The sequence below is a fragment of the Roseibium sp. genome (genome assembly GCF_048261595.1).
In the GTDB taxonomy this organism is placed as follows: domain Bacteria; phylum Pseudomonadota; class Alphaproteobacteria; order Rhizobiales; family Stappiaceae; genus Roseibium.
In genome coordinates this window covers 1,320,707-1,337,592 of sequence record NZ_JBLXFW010000001.1, presented here as the reverse complement: position 1 = coordinate 1,337,592, position 16,886 = coordinate 1,320,707, and the positions used below count along the sequence as shown (strand labels likewise).

General features: G+C 60.9%; 16 protein-coding genes. 11 read left to right on the top strand and 5 right to left on the bottom strand.

The genetic code is table 11. The annotated features are described in order from the left end of the window. Positions 1 to 125: 125 nt before the first annotated feature. The 5 genes from ACN0SY_RS06030 (at position 126) to ACN0SY_RS06010 (ending at position 2,760) form a co-directional block, all read left to right on the top strand. On the top strand, positions 126 to 518 hold the full coding sequence (locus ACN0SY_RS06030; RefSeq protein ID WP_417685355.1) for an AtpZ/AtpI family protein: 393 nt from the start codon (positions 126 to 128) through the stop codon (positions 516 to 518). Between the two features lie 52 nt (positions 519 to 570). After that, positions 571 to 1,320 (top strand): F0F1 ATP synthase subunit A, encoded by a 750-nt coding sequence (locus ACN0SY_RS06025; protein WP_417685353.1) that lies wholly within the window; start codon positions 571 to 573, stop codon positions 1,318 to 1,320. Positions 1,321 to 1,396: 76 nt separating this feature from the next. After that, positions 1,397 to 1,621, top strand: a complete 225-nt coding sequence (locus ACN0SY_RS06020; RefSeq protein ID WP_073008805.1) for a F0F1 ATP synthase subunit C — start codon at positions 1,397 to 1,399, stop codon at positions 1,619 to 1,621. A gap of 97 nt (positions 1,622 to 1,718) precedes the next feature. Then, positions 1,719 to 2,270 (top strand): F0F1 ATP synthase subunit B, encoded by a 552-nt coding sequence (locus tag ACN0SY_RS06015; protein WP_417685351.1) that lies wholly within the window; start codon positions 1,719 to 1,721, stop codon positions 2,268 to 2,270. Positions 2,271 to 2,280: 10 nt separating this feature from the next. After that, a complete protein-coding gene (locus tag ACN0SY_RS06010; RefSeq protein ID WP_417685349.1) occupies positions 2,281 to 2,760 on the top strand; it encodes an ATP F0F1 synthase subunit B in 480 nt (159 codons plus the stop codon). Between the two features lie 80 nt (positions 2,761 to 2,840). On the opposite strand, the gene ACN0SY_RS06005 is transcribed toward ACN0SY_RS06010, so the two are convergent. Next, positions 2,841 to 3,500, bottom strand: coding sequence for a ribonuclease HII (locus tag ACN0SY_RS06005; RefSeq protein WP_417685347.1), 660 nt, complete (start codon positions 3,498 to 3,500; stop codon positions 2,841 to 2,843). A gap of 90 nt (positions 3,501 to 3,590) precedes the next feature. Further along, positions 3,591 to 4,691 (bottom strand): PA0069 family radical SAM protein, encoded by a 1,101-nt coding sequence (locus ACN0SY_RS06000; protein WP_417685893.1) that lies wholly within the window; start codon positions 4,689 to 4,691, stop codon positions 3,591 to 3,593. A 150-nt stretch (positions 4,692 to 4,841) separates the two neighbouring features. Here ACN0SY_RS06000 and ACN0SY_RS05995 point away from each other — a divergent pair, with 150 nt between their 5' ends. Next, on the top strand, positions 4,842 to 5,534 hold the full coding sequence (locus tag ACN0SY_RS05995) for a glycosyltransferase (protein ID WP_417685345.1): 693 nt from the start codon (positions 4,842 to 4,844) through the stop codon (positions 5,532 to 5,534). Between the two features lie 138 nt (positions 5,535 to 5,672). Then, the gene (locus ACN0SY_RS05990; protein WP_417685343.1) at positions 5,673 to 6,560 is read left to right on the top strand and encodes a DMT family transporter; all 888 of its coding nucleotides are present in this window, start codon (positions 5,673 to 5,675) and stop codon (positions 6,558 to 6,560) included. 27 nt (positions 6,561 to 6,587) lie between these two features. On the opposite strand, the gene ACN0SY_RS05985 is transcribed toward ACN0SY_RS05990, so the two are convergent. After that, positions 6,588 to 7,343, bottom strand: a complete 756-nt coding sequence (locus ACN0SY_RS05985) for a Stf0 family sulfotransferase (protein ID WP_417685341.1) — start codon at positions 7,341 to 7,343, stop codon at positions 6,588 to 6,590. Positions 7,344 to 7,497: 154 nt separating this feature from the next. On the opposite strand from ACN0SY_RS05985, the gene ACN0SY_RS05980 reads away from it, so the two are divergent. Beyond that, a complete protein-coding gene (locus tag ACN0SY_RS05980) occupies positions 7,498 to 8,805 on the top strand; it encodes a mechanosensitive ion channel family protein (RefSeq protein WP_417685339.1) in 1,308 nt (435 codons plus the stop codon). A gap of 12 nt (positions 8,806 to 8,817) precedes the next feature. Here the strand turns inward: ACN0SY_RS05980 and ACN0SY_RS05975 are convergent, their stop codons facing one another. Beyond that, positions 8,818 to 9,741, bottom strand: a complete 924-nt coding sequence (locus tag ACN0SY_RS05975) for an MYG1 family protein (RefSeq protein ID WP_417685337.1) — start codon at positions 9,739 to 9,741, stop codon at positions 8,818 to 8,820. Between the two features lie 129 nt (positions 9,742 to 9,870). After that, complete coding sequence (gene moaB / locus ACN0SY_RS05970) at positions 9,871 to 10,428, bottom strand: molybdenum cofactor biosynthesis protein B (RefSeq protein ID WP_417685335.1); 558 nt, start codon at positions 10,426 to 10,428, stop codon at positions 9,871 to 9,873. A 279-nt stretch (positions 10,429 to 10,707) separates the two neighbouring features. On the opposite strand from moaB, the gene ACN0SY_RS05965 reads away from it, so the two are divergent. From ACN0SY_RS05965 to ACN0SY_RS05955, 3 genes are all read left to right on the top strand, one after another. After that, complete coding sequence (locus ACN0SY_RS05965) at positions 10,708 to 11,916, top strand: PLP-dependent aminotransferase family protein (RefSeq protein WP_417685333.1); 1,209 nt, start codon at positions 10,708 to 10,710, stop codon at positions 11,914 to 11,916. Positions 11,917 to 12,179: 263 nt separating this feature from the next. Next, a complete protein-coding gene (locus ACN0SY_RS05960) occupies positions 12,180 to 14,477 on the top strand; it encodes an NADP-dependent malic enzyme (RefSeq protein ID WP_417685331.1) in 2,298 nt (765 codons plus the stop codon). 356 nt (positions 14,478 to 14,833) lie between these two features. Continuing rightward, positions 14,834 to 16,162 carry a DEAD/DEAH box helicase gene (locus tag ACN0SY_RS05955; protein WP_417685329.1) on the top strand — a complete coding sequence of 443 codons (1,329 nt, stop codon included), beginning with the start codon at positions 14,834 to 14,836 and terminating at the stop codon, positions 16,160 to 16,162. Positions 16,163 to 16,886 lie beyond the last annotated feature (724 nt).

Below are 16,886 nucleotides of genomic sequence, written 5' to 3'. Positions count from 1 at the left end.
ATAAAACAATAACTTGACCTGTCCATAGCTGTTCTTGACAGGGCTCGGACCCCCGACTATGGTGCGCGCGGCTTACGGGGGCAGTCCGGACGCCGGATCTGAATGGCTTCAGGTGCGGGGAACTGATGAACAACTCTGCACAAGACGAAGACAAGACGGAACGGCAGAAGGGCGACCCGCAGGTGGAACTGTCTGATCGACGGGACCGTCTGAACCGGATGCTGGACGATCGGCGCGAGGCTGAAGAGGCTGTCGCGGCCAGATCGAAAGGCTCTACCTCCGGCTATGCCCAGGCGATGAAGATCTCTTCGGAGTTCATTGCGGGCATTCTGGTTGGTGGCGGTATCGGCTGGGTCCTGGACCGGTGGCTTGAGACGACGCCCTTTGGATTGATCGTCTTTTTGTTGCTGGGCTTTGCAGCAGGGGTCTTGAATGTTCTGAGGTCGGCGGGTTATGTCGCTGAACCGGACGCCAAGCTCCGAAAGACGTCGGAAGACGGCGGTTCCGAAAAGAATTAGTGCCCGCGCTTAACGGCGCGCCTTGAAATGAATGAGCGAAGAAGGCTGACAGGTGGCGAACGATCCGATCCATCAGTTCCAAATCCAGAAACTTTTCCCGATCGAAGTCGGGGGTATGGATTTCTCTTTCACCAACTCTTCGCTGTTCATGGTTGCGACCGTGGCTGCAGCGTCGGCATTCCTGATCTTCACGACCAGCGGTCGCGGCCTTGTTCCGTCCCGCCTGCAGTCCATCTCCGAGATGGCCTATGAGTTCGTGGCCGGAATGCTTCGAAGCTCGGCGGGGACCGAGGGCATGCGGTTCTTCCCGCTCGTGTTCTCCCTGTTCATGTTCGTTCTGGTGGCCAACCTGTTCGGCATGTTCCCCTACTTCTTCACCATCACCTCCCACATCATCGTGACGTTCGCTCTTGCGATGTTGGTGATCCTGACCGTGACCCTCTACGGCTTCATGCGTCATGGTACGAAGTTCCTCCATCTCTTCGTTCCCTCGGGGGTTCCCGGCGCACTCATCCCGATCGTTGCGCCGATCGAAGTGATCTCTTTCCTGTCCCGCCCGGTCAGCCTCTCCGTTCGTCTCTTCGCGAACATGCTCGCCGGTCACATCACACTCAAAGTGTTCGCGGGCTTCGTCGTCAGCCTCAGCGCCATGGGCGCAGTCGGAGTTGCTGGCGCAGTTCTTCCGCTTGGAATGACGGTAGCGCTCACCGCGCTGGAATTCCTCGTCGCCTTCCTGCAGGCCTACGTCTTCACGGTCCTGACCTGCATGTATCTGAACGACGCAATCCACCCGTCACACTAACGGTTCAAAGGTCATGCGGCGTCCCCTGGGCGCTGCCTGGTGAAATCTGCAAAAACACAATCTAGGAGCACGTGTCATGGAAGCAGAAGCAGCAAAGTACATCGGCGCCGGTATCGCATGCCTCGGCATGGGTGGTGCAGCAATCGCACTCGGCACCATCTTCGGTAACTACCTGGCTGGCGCTCTGCGCAACCCGACCGCTGCTGACGGTCAGTTCGGCCGTCTGGTTTTCGGCTTCGCCGTTACCGAAGCTCTGGGCATCTTCTCCCTGCTGATCGCCCTTCTTCTCCTCTTCGCGTAAGCGTTCGCTAGTCCCTAGCGAATTTGACGCGACTCCGGTGGCGGCGCCATTGCCTTCAAGGTAGCTGCGCCGCCTAACCGGAATTTGGAGACAGGAAATGGCAAGCCAAACCCATTCTACCACGTCCGGCACCGCGGTGCCTGCAGACGCGCATACCGAAGCGGGTTTTCCGCCGTTCGACAGCTCGACCTTCGCTTCCCAGATCCTGTGGCTGGCCATCACCTTTGGCCTGTTCTACTGGATCATGAAGAACGTGGCTGTTCCGCGGATTGCGGGCATCCTTGAAGACCGCAAGGATCGCATTGCCGGCGACCTGGCCGAGGCAAACCGCCTCAAGCAGGAAACCGATGCAGCCATTGCCGCTTACGAGCAGGCCCTGGCCGAAGCACGCAACAAGGCTCATGGCATCGCCCATGACACGCGTGCCAAGCTGAAGGCCGACAACGAAGCGCGCCGGGAAAAGGCAGAGAGCGAACTGGCTGCGAAGCTGTCCGCTGCCGAAGCCCACATTGCCGGTATCAAGACCGAAGCGCTGTCCCAGATCGAGGACATCGCCGGAGACACCGCCACGGCTCTCGTCGAAGAGCTGATCGGCAAGGCTCCGACGAAGACCGATCTGTCGAAAGCCCTTAAGTCGGCGATGAACTGAGGAGACGACGATGGACGCTACATTCTGGGCCACAGTCGGTCTCGTCATTTTCTTCGTTGCGATCTTCTGGGCGAAGATCCCGTCCAAGATCGGTGGATCTCTGGACAAGCGCGCCGACGATATCCGCAACGAACTCGACGAAGCCCGCCGGCTTCGTGAAGAAGCGCAGGCGCTTGTGTCCGAGTATCAGCGCAAGCGGCATGAAGCCGAAGGCGAGGCCGAGGCAATCATTGCCGAAGCAACGTCCGAAGCTGAGCGCCTGACCCTGGAAACCAACCAGGCTCTGGAAGAGATGATCGCCCGCCGTTCCAAGGCAGCGGAAGAGAAGATCGCTCAGGCAGAGAGCCAGGCTGTCGCCGAGGTCCGCGCACGTGCTGCGGACATCGCAGTGGCGGCAGCCGAGCAGATCCTGACGGCCAAGGTCAAGGACAAGGTGGCAGACGACATCCTGTCCAAGAGCATTGCTCAGGTAAAAGAAAAGCTGAACTGATCCTAACCGGTCAGTCTCGACGAGAAGCGGCCTCCGGGCCGCTTTTTTGTTTTTGTCACGTCGATGTCTGTGGCTGCGATCTACAGATCGTCGCCCGCCGCCACGCGCACGGGTTTGAATGAGTACCTGTGCAGGCCGCAAGGTCCGAGCTGCCCAAGCGCATCGTGATGTCTTGGCACGCCATAGCCCTTATGGACCGCAAAGCCATAGCCGGGGAAATGATCCTCGGCGCGCACCATCATCCGGTCACGCAAAACCTTTGCGACTATGGAAGCCGCGGCGATGCAAAGACAGCGCCCGTCGCCCTTGATCAGGCTTTGCCCGTCCTGGGGGAGGCCGGGCGGGACATCCCTTCCATCGACCAGTACCATCCGGGGGCTGACATCGAGCGCCTTGACTGCACGGACCATGGCTCCGAGCGTCGCCCCGCGAATGTTGCGCCGGTCAATTGTCTTCGCTGGCGCGCTGGCAATACCGACATGTGCAGAGGTCATGATCTGGTCGAACAGGGCTTCGCGCTTTGCCTCGGTCAGCTTCTTGGAGTCGTTGAGCCCGTCCGGGAGGTTGTCATAGTCGAGAATGACCGCAGCCGTGACCACCGGGCCGGCCCAGGGGCCGCGTCCGGCCTCATCGACCCCGGCAAGCAGTCCGTCGAAGGCCGCAGCGTGCTGACGTTCTAGCGCCAGATCCGGTGCATCGCCAAAGGGCAGGTCGAAAAGGGAGGGGGCCTTGCTGATCATGCCGGCATTCTGGCTTTCGCTGAAACCACGAACAAGCCGAAACGGCGCTTCTTCACACCTCGTATTGCAGACGTTCAGAGTGCCAGGCGCCTAGAACAGGTCCAGCTGCACCCCGCCCTTTTGAGGGGCGACGAAGAGGTCCGTCGTCAGCTTGCGGCGGCGCGTGTTCAGCCCGAGCCGTTTGGCAGCAAGCTGGAACCGTTTTGCGATCTGGTCTGCATAAGGTCCCTTGCCGCGCATGCGTTCACCCCATTTGGCGTCGTAGTCCTTGCCGCCGCGCATGGAGCGGATCAGGTTCATCACGTGCTGATAGCGGTCCGGTCGTTCTCGCAGCAGCCAGTCCCGGAACAGCGGGGACACCTCGTGCGGCAGGCGCAGGAGGATAAAGCCCGCTTCCGCCGCGCCATGCTCGTGAGCAGCGTCGAGAATGGCCTCCAGTTCGCTGTCGGTCAGGGCCGGAATAACGGGCGCTATCATGACCGACGTGGGCACGCCGGCCTCGGTCAAGGTTCTGAGAGCTGCGAGGCGCTTGTGCGGGGCGGAGGCGCGCGGCTCCATTGCCCGGCAAAGCTTGCGGTCGAGCGTGGTAATCGACAACGCCACCTTGGCAAGGTTGCGCGCGGCCATGCGGGCAAGGATGTCCGCATCCCGCTCCACGAGGGCCGATTTGGTCACGATGGCGACCGGGTGGTTGTACTTGTCGAGGACCTCCAGGATCTCTCGCATCAGTTCGTACCGCCGTTCGATCGGCTGATAGGGGTCCGTGTTGGTCCCGATGGCGATGGGGCGCGGGCTATAGCCAGGCCGCGCCAACTCGCGCTCCAACAGTTCCGGGGCATTCTGCTTGGCAAACAGACGGCTTTCGAAATCAAGTCCCGGAGACAGACCCATGAAGGCGTGGCTCGGCCGGGCAAAACAATAGATGCAGCCATGCTCGCACCCCCGGTAGGGGTTGATCGAGCGGTCGAAGGAAATATCGGGAGACGAATTTCGGGTGATGATGGTCCGGGCGCGCTCTTCCTGAACCGTGGTCTTGAAATCGGGCAGGTCCTCGAGATTCTGCCAGCCGTCGTCAAAGTCTTCGCGGCTGTGTTTTTCGAAACGGCCGCTCATGTTAAGACCTGCGCCGCGCCCACGTCGCCTATCCGCATTAATGCCAAGGGTAGGTGATACCCCCTCGGCCGGCTGCATCTCGATGGCGACTTCCTCTACGGCAGCTATGGACATGGTTGGATTCCGTTGATCCGATGTGAGAACATAATAGGAACATTAATTGAAAAACGCGATAAAACAAGGCACTCGCCTCGCCATGCACCGAAAAAGCCGTTACAACAGTTTTCCATGATCAGCGTCATCGTACCGACCATGAATTCCGAGGCCGACCTGGCCCACACTCTGTCCGCGCTCGTGACGGCTGCCGCCGAGGGCGTGGTGCGGGAGGTCATTGTCGTTGACGGCGGGTCGAACGATGCCACCGAAGAAGTGGCCGATGCCGCAGGCTGTCATTGGCTCAGGGTTTCCGGCCCGCGCAGTCAGCGTCTGGCCGCCGGTGCCGATGCCGCATCGCGTGGCGAGTGGTTGCTGTTTCTCTCTCCAGATACCGTTCTTCAGGCAGGCTGGCATCAGGAAGCCCAGACTTTCATAGAGCGCGTCCAGCGTGCCGGAACTGCTGACCGCACAGCCGCTGCCTTCAAGCTGCGGTTCGAGTCTTTCGGTCTTGGCGCACGCATGTCGGAAGTCATTGCGGTGATCCGGTCAAGGATCCTCGGCATGCCCTACGGCAATCAGGGTCTGTTGATGTCCCGGCGGTTCTATCGCGAGCTCGGTGGCTACCGGCCACTGCCGCAGCTGGAAGACCTGGACCTCGTCAAACGGATCGGCCGCAGCCGGCTGGTGTTCCTGCATTCGGCGGCCGTTTCACCCGGTCGCACGGAGGCTCCGGGCCGTGTTGCCTCCCTGCGCCAGTCCTTTGCCCGTTTTTGCGTAGGAATGCTGCGCCTGCCACCAAGGCTTGTCTTGCGCCTTCACGGGTAGAAATACCCTCTCTTGCTCGTGCCACTAGGCTGAAATCCATGCATGTCGGCCCCAATTGGGCCTGCAATGCGAAATTGCGACTTGTGGTCATGCCACTTCGGCGATTAGCCTGATGCAGGCAGGACCAAGGAGGAAATAATGTCATCAATGGCAATCGGTCAGGCGGAGCGCGGCTCCCATGGCATTGCCATGATGTGCGTCGGGGTCGCGTGCCTTTGCGTCAACGACGCTATCGCAAAGACTCTCGGGGATACCTATTCGCCGATCCAGATCCTGTTCCTGCGCAATCTTATAGCCCTGCCGATCGCTGCCCTGATCGCTTACAGGCTCGGTGGTTCCGAAGCGTTGAAGACCTACCGGCCGGCGGCCCATCTGGTGCGCGGTCTGATCTGGTTGTTGGCCGCGACCCTGTTCTTCACCGGCCTCACGTTTCTCGATCTCGCCGAGGCGACGGTTCTGATCTTCGCAGCTCCCCTGTTCATAACCGCCCTGTCGGCATTCCTGTTGAAGGAGCCTGTCGGCTGGCGTCGGTGGTCGGCGGTCATCGTCGGCTTCATCGGTGTGCTGATCGTCGTTCGGCCCGGGGCCGGAACATTTCAGGCAGCCTCGCTGTTCCCCCTGGCGACGGCGGTTCTCTATGCGCTGCTCATGATCAGCGCCCGATGGGTGGACCCGCGGGAGAGCGTGTGGACGCTGATGCTCTATCTCGTGGGTGCCGGTGCGCTCTTGAGTGCGCTGGTCTGCCCGTTTATCTGGGTGGAGGTTCAGGTTCAGGACATCTGGCTGTTCTTTGCCATCGCCCTGTTCGGAACGGCAGGGATCACCCTGATGACCCAGGCCTTCCGCCTTGCGCCTGCCGCAACCATCGCTCCGCTCGACTACAGCGCCCTGATCTGGGCGACGTTGCTCGGGTACCTTTTCTGGAACGAAATCCCGGACCTTGCCACCTATCTCGGTGCGGCGATCATCATCGCCAGCGGCGTCTTCATCGTCATGCGGGAGCGGAACCTGGAGCATACCGGTTAGACTGAGCGGGTGCCGGTACGAGCACGATCACAGTCCTTGTTCCAGACGAAAGCGGTCGGCCCATTCGCGGCTGGTTTCATCCGACAGTCTCGCGGTCCCCGGAACAACACCGTTCGCCTTGGCGGGATCCAGGCCGAGCGCTGCGAGGATACTGGCCAGCTGTCCGGCGGGATCAGCTGAAAGATCGTCGTAGCGGATGCGCATCGGTTCGATCGCTTCAAGCTCGAACCAGTCGCACCACTGCCTGTCGTAGCCTTCGAGCATTTTGACGTAGTTCCCGAGAGCCTCTCCGTCATATTCAGGCTCGGCAGGTGGGGCCAGGCGCTCGAGCTCGCGCCCGTCCGGAGCCCTGTGCCAGAGCCCGGTCTGCTCCGCTTTCAGGTAGGATACCGCTTGCGCCACCTTGTCCGGCCGCGTCAGGTGAACGAAGAGCGTTGGCCCGAATGCCGCCTCTAACCGCTCTCGGGCGCTTTGAGCGCCCGGATGAAGGATCGCGAGCTTCTCCATGAAGAAGTCGAAGCTGTGCCGTTGCAGGCGCAATCCGAAAACGCCTGTGTCGTTCGAGCCCCTTGCGATTGCCGCCTTGAAGATCCGCCGGAGCTTGGTTTTTTCCGGCTCCTGGGAGTTGTCGGACAGGCAGTAGTCATCGAGCCATGCATCGATGGAGGGCTCGTGAAAGTGTGATCCCGGGTTTCCCGCGACGCCGGTTGCCGAGAGCAACTTGCACAGCAGGGTGCTGCCGCTGCGCGGCGAGGTGCAAAGAATATAGGAACGAAACCGCATTCTGAACTCCGGGCCAGGTAAGCTTTGCGCTCACCAAGGCCTAGTGGCAGTTTTCCCTGCCAACTAGAGCATGCAGGACACAGAGCGGAGATATTTCTCGAGGACTTGCCTTTGAGTGCTAGACTCCCGTGAATCTGGGACGGGGCAGCACTGAATGGATATCGAGACGTTTCTGGCAAATCTGGTCGCCTATGCGAGCCGAATACTCGGCCCGATACTCTCGCCCTGGCTGATCTATCAGGCCATCATCATTCTGGCGATCTTTGGCGTGTCCTGGGCCCTGAGCAACCGGATCGAGCCTCGGCTTGAGGAGCGCGCGCGGTCAATTCGTGGTCATCCCGGCCTTCTGCGTGTGGTGGTTGCCTTCCTGCGCCGTCTGGAATGGGTCATCTTCATCGGTCTGACCCTTGTCGCGCTCGCCGTCATGCGCAGCCTCACATGGCCAAGTCGCAGCTATCTGATTTCGGTTGCCTTGTCGCTCGCGGTGGTCTGGCTGTTCGTTTCCGTCCTGTCGCGGATCGTCCGGAACAGATTGGTCGCCAAGACGATCAGCTGGCTGGCCTGGATCTATGCCGCGCTGGTTATTCTCGGCATCGACCAAAAGGTCGGCACGTTTCTCGACAGCCTCGCGCTTCCACTTGGCGAAGTCCACTTCTCGGTCCTGACCCTGCTCAAGGGAACGCTCCTTCTGATCACGACGCTTTGGCTGGCGGTCATCGTCGGTCGCTATGTCGATGAACGGGTGCAGAAAACCGAGGAGCTTACGCCTGCCTTACGGGTGCTCATCGGCAAGGTCGCGAAGATCGGCCTCGTGCTGATTGCAGGCTTCGGAGCGCTCTCGGCCGTCGGCATCGACCTGACCGTCTTTACGGTCTTTTCCGGTGCCATCGGTCTCGGTCTGGGCTTCGGTCTGCAGAAGGTCATCTCCAACTTCATTTCCGGGATCATCATCCTGCTGGACAGGTCGATCAAGCCGGGGGACACGATCTCGCTGGAGGGAACCTTCGGTTGGATCCGGGAATTGCGGGCGCGCTTCGTCTCGGTCGTCACCCGCGACGGGCGGGAATATCTCATCCCGAACGAGGACTTCATCACGGGCCGCGTAATCAACTGGTCCTTCAGCGACGAACTGGTGCGCCTGGATGTGAACTTCGGCGTGTCCTACGATGCGGACCCCCACGAAGTCTCTCGTCTTGCCATTGATGCTGCCATGACCGTGGGACGGGTTGTCGCCGACCGCAGGCCGGTCTGCTGGCTGACCGGCTTCGGCGACTCCTCGCTCGACTTTGTCCTGCGCTTCTGGATTTCCGACCCGCAACAGGGCCTGACCAATGTCCGCGGCAAGGTGCTCCTGGCCCTTTGGGACACGTTCAAGGAGAACGGTGTCGGCATTCCCTATCCGCACCGGGAGGTGATCCTGAAGACACCATTCCCGGAGCAGGGCGATGCTGCAAAGGAGTAGTGTCTCGTAGCCTTATGCCTTTTGCGCTTCCCGCACCGCGATCTCGGCCATTTCCATGATGGCCTCGCGGGAGTTGGCGACGGCGATGAACCGGGCCGCGTGACAGAACTTCGCTCCCTTGACGCCGCAGGCTTGCTCCAGTGCGCTGTCACTCAGGCCGGCCCATGCGGCGGGCAGGTCGGCGCGCTGATCGAAGGTATCTGCGGACAGTTTGATGCCGTTGAGGGTCCAGTCGCTGCCGCGCGGCGTCACCATGAAGAGGATGTGGTCGGCCCCTGCTTCCTCGAGAGCCGAGATGAAGGGCATTCCGACTGGCAACTCGAGGATCGGCGACGAACCTGCCTTTGCGATCGCGTCCATGACGAGGCCATGGGCACGTCTTTTCGCAGCCATGTTGCGGATCACGCCTTCGACGAAACTGCGGGCGATGGGAAGGGCCTGTGCAAACGCGTCATCTTCTGCGGTCGGCGAGACATCGTCGAAGACCGGCTTCAACGCCCCGAGCAGTGTCGGCAGGCTGAGCGCGGTGAGTGGTCCGGCAACAGATGGATCGATCGCGCCGTTGTCCAGCAGGTCGACCGGCAGTACGAACTTGTCGTCGAAGGCCTCGTGGATCTCGTCGAGATGGGCATCCGGCACACCAAGCTCTTTCAGGTAGAGCTTGCCGTAGTGCAGCCAGATCAAGCCGAAGGAGCTGTAGGGCTGCTCGTTCTCGCGTGCCGGACCCGGACGCTGGTGATGGTCGAAGATCTGCGCACTCGCATCATAGGCGCCGCCGACGTCATAGATGATCCGGTCATCGGCCGGGGTCAGCCAGGACTTGTCCCGCGTTCGCTTCAATTCTGCGTCCGGAAACAGCCGGGACAGGATCGCGGTGGAGAGAAGTTCGTCCGCGTGAAAACCGCCGGAATGAGTGATGAGATGGGCAATCGCCATGTGAGGTCCAGAAGGCTTTGGGCTAACGGGATAGGCTCGCGCGGAACCAGAGGCAGGATCTTGCCCCTGCATGTCCCAACAAATTGCAACCGGATCAACCGGTTTTTGCCCTATCGCCTTAAACTGTCCTCAGGCTTCCTGCAGTTTGCCCCGTTTCAGGTGTTCATCGAGCCGGGGCATGATTTCCACGAAATTGCAGGGCATGTGCCGGTAATCGAGCTGCCATTTCAGGATCCCGTCCCAGGCATCCTTGCAGGCTCCGGGTGAGCCGGGCAGCACGAAGATATAGGTCGCACCGGCAACGCCACCGGTCGCCCGCGACTGGATCGTCGAGGTGCCGATCTTGTCGTAGGAGATGCGGTGAAAGACTTCCGAAAAGCCGTCCATCTTCTTCTCGAACAGGGGTTCCATCGCTTCCGGGGTCACGTCCCTGCCGGTGAAACCCGTCCCTCCGGTGGAGATGATCACGTCGACACCGTTGTCGGAGATCCAGCCGCGGACGATCTCCTGGATGGCCGGCACGTCGTCGGTGACGATCTTGCGGTCGGCAAGCTTGTGTCCTGCGGCCTCGATCCGGTCGGCCAGCGTCTTGCCGGACCTGTCCTCATCCAGTGAGCGTGTATCGGAAACCGTGAGAACTGCGATGTTCAGCGGAATGAACGGGCGGCTGTCGTCGATGCGTGTCATGAAATTCTCCTCGCCTCACAGATAGTCGACGCGGGCCGTGAGTGCCAGTGGGGAAGGCGGTCGCAAGGTCAATGGTGTCGGCGGCGGCGCGCTTGCCGTTCGTTGCGGAAGAGATCACTTTTTTGAAATAATTGATAATTATATGGCAGCATTGTTGACCTTTAATTTCATTTGTGGGCATTCTGTAGGCAGATGAGAAAAGGGCTGCAGCCCATTTTAAAAAGCGGACCCGAGGCGCTCGGCAGATCCGCTCACAGGAAACGCCGCCAGGAACAGATCATGCAGGATTGGAAGACCCTCTTTGCCAGCCGCGCCCGGAGAATGACCGCTTCGGAAATCCGTGAACTTCTGAAGCTTCTGGATCAGCCGGACATGATTTCCTTTGCCGGCGGCATTCCCGATCCCTCGCTGTTTCCGGCTGCAGCCTTCGAGGCGGCCTTCAAGGATCTTTTCGCCAGCGGCCAGCACCGAAACGCCCTGCAGTATTCCGTCAGCGAAGGCTACAAGCCGCTGCGAAGCTGGATCGTGCGCCACATGGCGTCGCTCGGCATTCCCTGCGATGAAGACAACATCGTCATCACCTCTGGTGCCCAGCAGGGTCTGGATTATCTCGGCAAGCTGTTCCTGTCTCCGGGCGATACCGCCGTTGTCGGATGGCCGACCTATCTTGGTGCGCTTCAGGCCTTCAACGCCTATGAACCGGCCTATGAGCGGCTCGATCTTTCAAGGGGGGCAACGGCCGGATGGCCGTCGGATCCGAAGATCAAGTTTATCTACGCCACTGCAGACTTCGCCAATCCCTCCGGCGAAAGCCTGACCCTTGCCGAGCGCAACGCCCTTCTGGATCAGGCCGAGGCACGCGGACTGGCGGTTATCGAGGATGCCCCATACGAGGCGCTGCGCTATGAAGGTGAGGTCCTGCCGTCGCTGCTGGCGCTCGACATTGCCCGCTGTGGCAGCATCGAGGACGCGCGGACCATCTTCTGTGGCAGTTTCTCTAAGACGCTGTCGCCGGGAATGCGGCTCGGCTGGATCTGTGCGCCCAAGCCGGTCATCCAGCAGCTTGTCCTGACCAAGCAGGCCGCCGACCTCAACACCTCGACCATCAACCAGATGGTCATGGCAACGGTCGCCGAGACCTGCTACGCCGATCAGGTCGCAATGATCCGAGATGTCTACAAGACACGCCGCGATGCCATGTTGACCGCGCTGGAACGGCACATGCCGGCAGGCGTCACATGGAACAGACCGGAAGGTGGCATGTTCCTCTGGCTGGAGTTGCCGGCAGGCTTCGACGCCGGTCAGCTCCTGCAACGGGCCGTGACCTCGGCCCGCGTTGCCTTCGTCCCCGGTCATGCCTTTTTCGCCGACGGGTCGGTTCGCAACACCATGCGCCTGAGCTTCACTGTTTGTGGTCCCGACAAGATCGAGGAGGGTATCCGCCGGCTGGGGGAAGTCCTGTCCGAAGAGATCCGGGCCGCAGCCTGATCGGCACCAGATCAAGCCAAGCCGTGCGCAAACGCGGGTAGATCATCGAAAGCGGGCGAAATACGCATTTTCTGTGACATATTCGGGCCGGAAGAACTCTGTTTTCGGTTCTGTGGCTTCTCATTTGAAGGCGTGCCGGTTACACCCATGCAACATTCGTCTAATGCCAGTGCCTCTCCGTCCCTTCAAGCGGCAAGCATATGCTTCAGAACGGGACCTAAAGGGAAGGTGCTCCACACGGACACGAAAGGCCGCGGAGATACATGAGCGACAACAAGAACTCCGGCAAGGATCTGACCGAGGCAGCTCTCTTCTTCCACCAGTACCCCCGGCCGGGAAAGCTGGAAATCCAGGCGACCAAGCCGCTGGGCAACCAGCGCGATCTGGCGCTTGCCTATTCCCCGGGCGTTGCTGCGCCCTGCGAGGAAATTGCAGCTGACCCCTCCAAGGCGGCAGACTACACCGCGCGCGGCAATCTCGTCGCCGTCATCTCTAACGGCACTGCAGTTCTCGGCCTTGGAGCGATCGGACCGCTGGCGTCCAAGCCGGTGATGGAAGGCAAGGCGGTTCTGTTCAAGAAGTTCGCCGGCATCGACGTTTTCGACATCGAGGTGGACGAGACCGACGTGGACCGCTTCGTCCATGCGGTCTCGGTGCTGGAGCCGACCTTTGGCGGGATCAACCTAGAAGACATCAAGGCGCCCGAGTGCTTCCAGATCGAAGCCAGGCTGCGCGAGAAGATGAATATCCCGGTCTTCCACGATGACCAGCACGGCACCGCGATCATCGTTGGCGCAGCCGTGCGCAACGGTCTGGAACTGGCGGGCAAGGACATCTCCGAAGCCAAGATCGTGGCATCTGGGGCAGGGGCCGCAGCGCTCGCCTGCCTCAACATGCTTGTCTCGCTCGGCGCCAGGCTCGAAAATATCTTCGTCACCGACATCGAGGGCGTGGTCTATGAAGGCCGCGAAACCCTGATGGACGAATGGAAGGCGAAGTTCGCCCAGAAGACGGACAAGCGCACGCTTGCCGAGGTCATCGAAGGTGCGGATGTCTTCCTCGGCCTGTCGGCAGCCGGTGTCCTGAAGCCTGAAATGGTTGCCAAGATGGGCGCAGGGCCTCTCATCCTCGCGCTCGCCAACCCGCGTCCGGAAATCATGCCGGAAGATGCGCTGGCGGTGCGCCCGGACGTCGTCATGTGTACGGGCCGGTCGGACTATCCGAACCAGGTCAACAATGTCCTGTGCTTCCCTTACATCTTCCGCGGTGCGCTGGATGTCGGCGCGACGACCATCAACGAGGAAATGAAGCACGCTGCGGTCGAAGCCATCGCCGGCCTCGCCAAGGAGGAGCCGTCAGACGTAGCTGCCCGCGCCTATGGCGGTGTGACCGAGACCTTCGGCCCGAAATACCTGATCCCGTCGCCCTTCGACCAGCGCCTGATCCTGCGCATTGCCCCGGCCGTTGCCAAGGCTGCCATGGAAACAGGCGTCGCGACCCGGCCGATCGAGGACTTCGAGGCCTATCACGATCGCCTGAACCGCTTCGTGTTCCGTTCCGGCCTGGTGATGAAGCCGATCATCCAGGCGGCCTCGCAGGATCCCAAGCGCATCATCTACGCCGAAGGCGAAGACGAGCGCGTTCTGCGTGCGGCCCAGGTTCTTCTTGAAGACAAGGTCGCCATTCCGATCCTCGTCGGCCGTCCCGACGTTCTCAAGAGCCGTTGTGAACGCTTCGGCCTGAAGATCCGCCCGGGCGAGGACTTCGAGTTCATCAACCCTCAGGACGACCCGCGCTACCGCGATTATGTCGACGAGTATTTCACCTGTGTCGGCCGCAAGGGGCTTCCGCCCGACGCGGCGCGTACGGCGGTGCGTACCAATCAGACCATCATCTCGGCCCTGGCGGTTCGCCGCGGTGAAGCCGATGCGGTCATCTGCGGTCTGGAAGGCCGGTTCATCAAGCACCTGCGCGACATTCGCCAGATTATCGGCGTCGGCGAGGGCGTGCGTGATCTCTCCGCACTTTCGCTCCTGATCAACAGCCGCGGCGCATTGTTCTTGACCGACACCTTCGTTTCCGAAGAGCCGACGGCCGAGGAAGTTGCGGAAATGGCAATCCTGGCCTCTCAGGAGATCCGGCGCTTCGGTATCGAGCCAAAGGCAGCGCTCCTGTCCATGTCGAACTTCGGATCCCGCGAGACGGCTTCCTCGCGCAAGATGCGAGACGCGCTTCAGATTCTCTGGGATTCCTATCCGGAGCTGGAGGTCGACGGTGAAATGCATGGCGACTCGGCGCTGAGCGAAGCACTTCGCCAGCGGGTGATGCCGGACAGCAGGCTGACGGGGGAGGCCAATCTGTTGCTGTTCCCGAACCTCGATTCTGCCAACATCGCGCTCAACCTTCTCAAGGTCTCGACTTCCGCGCTTCACGTCGGGCCGATCCTGCTTGGCACCGCCAAGCCGGCTCACATCCTGACCCCGTCCGTGACCTCGCGCGGCGTTGTCAACATGTCCGCTCTGGCCAGCGTAGAGGCGCAGAAGCGCAGTTCCGGCGCCTGACAGGGTGCAGGGGCGACAGGTTTCCGGCCGCATCCAAGGCGGCCGGGACTGCAGGGCCGCAGGCGCCCCGCAGGTGAATTCCCTTGACTTCGCCTCCCATAAGGCCGATATGCACGGCGCAGACATCCCGTGACAGCGTGCCTGGTCAGGACCGTTCTCCCTCCCGAGAGCGCGGCCTGGACATGCATAGCGTGCGTGAGGGCGTCTGAAGGCAGGTTGCGTTCGCAGGCATCGAAGCATGTGAGGTCAGTCCTGCAGCAACCGATAGCGAAACAGGCGGCCTCATGATGCCCGGCCCGTTTCGACTGACCTGTTCTCCATTCCGGAAGAATGGGTAAAGACCAAAAGGCAGTCACTTGACAGATTTCAGATCGCTTGGCCTTTCCGAGCAGTTGCTCAAGGCCATCGAGGAAAACGGCTACACACAGGCAACCCCGATTCAGCGCGATGCCATTCCCTATATCCTCAAGGGTGAGGACCTGATGGGTTTGGCGCAGACCGGCACCGGCAAGACCGCGGCCTTTGGCCTGCCGCTGATCGAACGGCTTCTGGCCGATGCATCAAAGCCGGCGCCCAAGGGCGCACGGGCGCTCATCCTGGCGCCGACCCGCGAACTGGTGAACCAGATCGCACAAAACCTTGTATCCTTCCTGCGTAAGACCCCCTTGCGCGTCACCTCCGTTGTGGGCGGTGTTTCGATCAACGCCCAGATCAAGCGGCTTTCCAAGGGCACCGACATTCTCGTCGCCACCCCGGGCCGGTTGCTTGACCTTGTTGATCGCGAAGCGGTGCGGCTCGATACCGCGTCCTTCCTCGTGCTCGACGAAGCAGACCAGATGCTGGATCTTGGCTTCATCCACGCCTTGAAGAAGATCGCGGCTCTCGTTGCCAGGAAGCGCCAGACGCTTCTGTTCTCGGCGACGATGCCGAAGCAGATCTCCGATCTCGCCGCCTCCTATCTGACCGATCCGGTCCGTGTCGAGGTTGCGCCTGCCGGCAAAACTGCTGACAAGATCTCCCAGTCAGTGCACTTCATGGACCAGAAGGCCAAGACGGATTTCCTCATCGACCTGATGTGCGAACGGCCGGACGACATGTCCCTGGTCTTCTGCCGCACAAAACACGGCGCAGAACGGCTTATGAAGAAGCTTGTCGCTGCCGGTATCGATGCAGGTTCCATCCACGGCAACAAGAGCCAGAACCAGCGCGACCGGGCGATCAAGGGCCTGCGCGAAGGCAATATCAATGTGCTCGTCGCAACGGATGTAGCCGCACGCGGGATCGATATTCCCGGTGTCAGCCATGTCTACAATTTCGAACTGCCGGAAGTACCGGAAGCCTATGTGCACCGGATCGGCCGTACGGCCCGTGCCGGTGCGGACGGTGACGCGATAGCGCTCTGTGCACCGGAGGAAATTGGCCTCCTGCGTCAGATCGAAAAGCTGACCGGCATTTCGATCGAGGTGGCAAGCGGTGAGGTGCCTGCCGACAGCAGGGCGGCATCGACTCGCAAGGGCAAGGGCGGCAATCGCGGCGGAGGCCGTGCCCCGTCCGGCCAGTCGCGTGGACAGCGCTCCTTCTCAAAGTCCGCATCCGGCTCCAACGCCAATGATAACGAGAACGCAAAGCGCCAGCGCAGGCAGCGCCGTCGCCGTGGTCCGGGCCCGCGTACCCAGGCGGCCTGATCGCTAACCAGATTCTCGAGCTAACCCTAACCGGCCGCACCTCTGGGTGCGGCCGGTTTTTCATTACGTTTACGTCATATAGAGCTATGCGCACCGTGCATACCAAGGTTGCAAGATGCCGAAAATCAAGCATTACCTTGGGTAAATTGTTGAAAATACTTATAAATTTAAGATAGTGAAAATAATTTCAGCAATTGAAAAAAATCTTGCAAATTACCTTAAGGTAACATACATAGTCCCCATCGGCGGCGCGGTAATCCGCCCCGGACGAGACTTCTCGTTCACGCCCCTCCAAACCGGAAGGGCGCAGGGGTAGCCGACGCCCAGCGCGCCAGCGCTTGAAAATCATCAGTCACACATCGGGCGGAGACGTCCGGTGGTTGCAGCCGGAGAGCCTCCTGTCAGGAAGGAATCCGGCGTGCACACTCACGTTCGGACCTGCGGGTACCTGTGTCCGGCGTCGGGTTTTTGCGCGGTCGCGGCGGGCCGCACTGGTGACAAGCGCGCGCGGACAGTTGTGCCGCGGGAGAAGTCGTGTGGTCCGCAGAGACAGGTCAAAAGGCCTGCGGGGAACGCATGACGGGATAACCGCACCGGTTTCGGATGGCCCACACCGTCCGCCACCGGATAATACCCATCGACCGTGAGCTAACGGCGCCGGATCCCACAATCCGGCGCCGCTTTTTTGTGTCAGGACGGATGCCAGGCACGAAAAAGGGGACCC

Bases quoted from the DNA above. Each gene is read 5' to 3' on its own strand.
- ACN0SY_RS06015 (WP_417685351.1), top strand. From the start codon at position 1,719: ATGGCAAGCCAAACCCATTCTACCACGTCCGGCACCGCGGTGCCTGCA.
- ACN0SY_RS05995 (WP_417685345.1), top strand. From the start codon at position 4,842: ATGATCAGCGTCATCGTACCGACCATGAATTCCGAGGCCGACCTGGCC.
- ACN0SY_RS05990 (WP_417685343.1), top strand. From the start codon at position 5,673: ATGTCATCAATGGCAATCGGTCAGGCGGAGCGCGGCTCCCATGGCATT.
- ACN0SY_RS05960 (WP_417685331.1), top strand. From the start codon at position 12,180: ATGAGCGACAACAAGAACTCCGGCAAGGATCTGACCGAGGCAGCTCTC.
- ACN0SY_RS06005 (WP_417685347.1), bottom strand. From the start codon at position 3,500: ATGATCAGCAAGGCCCCCTCCCTTTTCGACCTGCCCTTTGGCGATGCA.
- ACN0SY_RS06020 (WP_073008805.1), top strand. From the start codon at position 1,397: ATGGAAGCAGAAGCAGCAAAGTACATCGGCGCCGGTATCGCATGCCTC.
- ACN0SY_RS05965 (WP_417685333.1), top strand. From the start codon at position 10,708: ATGCAGGATTGGAAGACCCTCTTTGCCAGCCGCGCCCGGAGAATGACC.
- ACN0SY_RS05980 (WP_417685339.1), top strand. From the start codon at position 7,498: ATGGATATCGAGACGTTTCTGGCAAATCTGGTCGCCTATGCGAGCCGA.
- ACN0SY_RS05975 (WP_417685337.1), bottom strand. From the start codon at position 9,741: ATGGCGATTGCCCATCTCATCACTCATTCCGGCGGTTTTCACGCGGAC.
- ACN0SY_RS06000 (WP_417685893.1), bottom strand. From the start codon at position 4,691: ATGCAGCCGGCCGAGGGGGTATCACCTACCCTTGGCATTAATGCGGAT.
- ACN0SY_RS05985 (WP_417685341.1), bottom strand. From the start codon at position 7,343: ATGCGGTTTCGTTCCTATATTCTTTGCACCTCGCCGCGCAGCGGCAGC.
- ACN0SY_RS06030 (WP_417685355.1), top strand. From the start codon at position 126: ATGAACAACTCTGCACAAGACGAAGACAAGACGGAACGGCAGAAGGGC.
- moaB (WP_417685335.1), bottom strand. From the start codon at position 10,428: ATGACACGCATCGACGACAGCCGCCCGTTCATTCCGCTGAACATCGCA.
- ACN0SY_RS06010 (WP_417685349.1), top strand. From the start codon at position 2,281: ATGGACGCTACATTCTGGGCCACAGTCGGTCTCGTCATTTTCTTCGTT.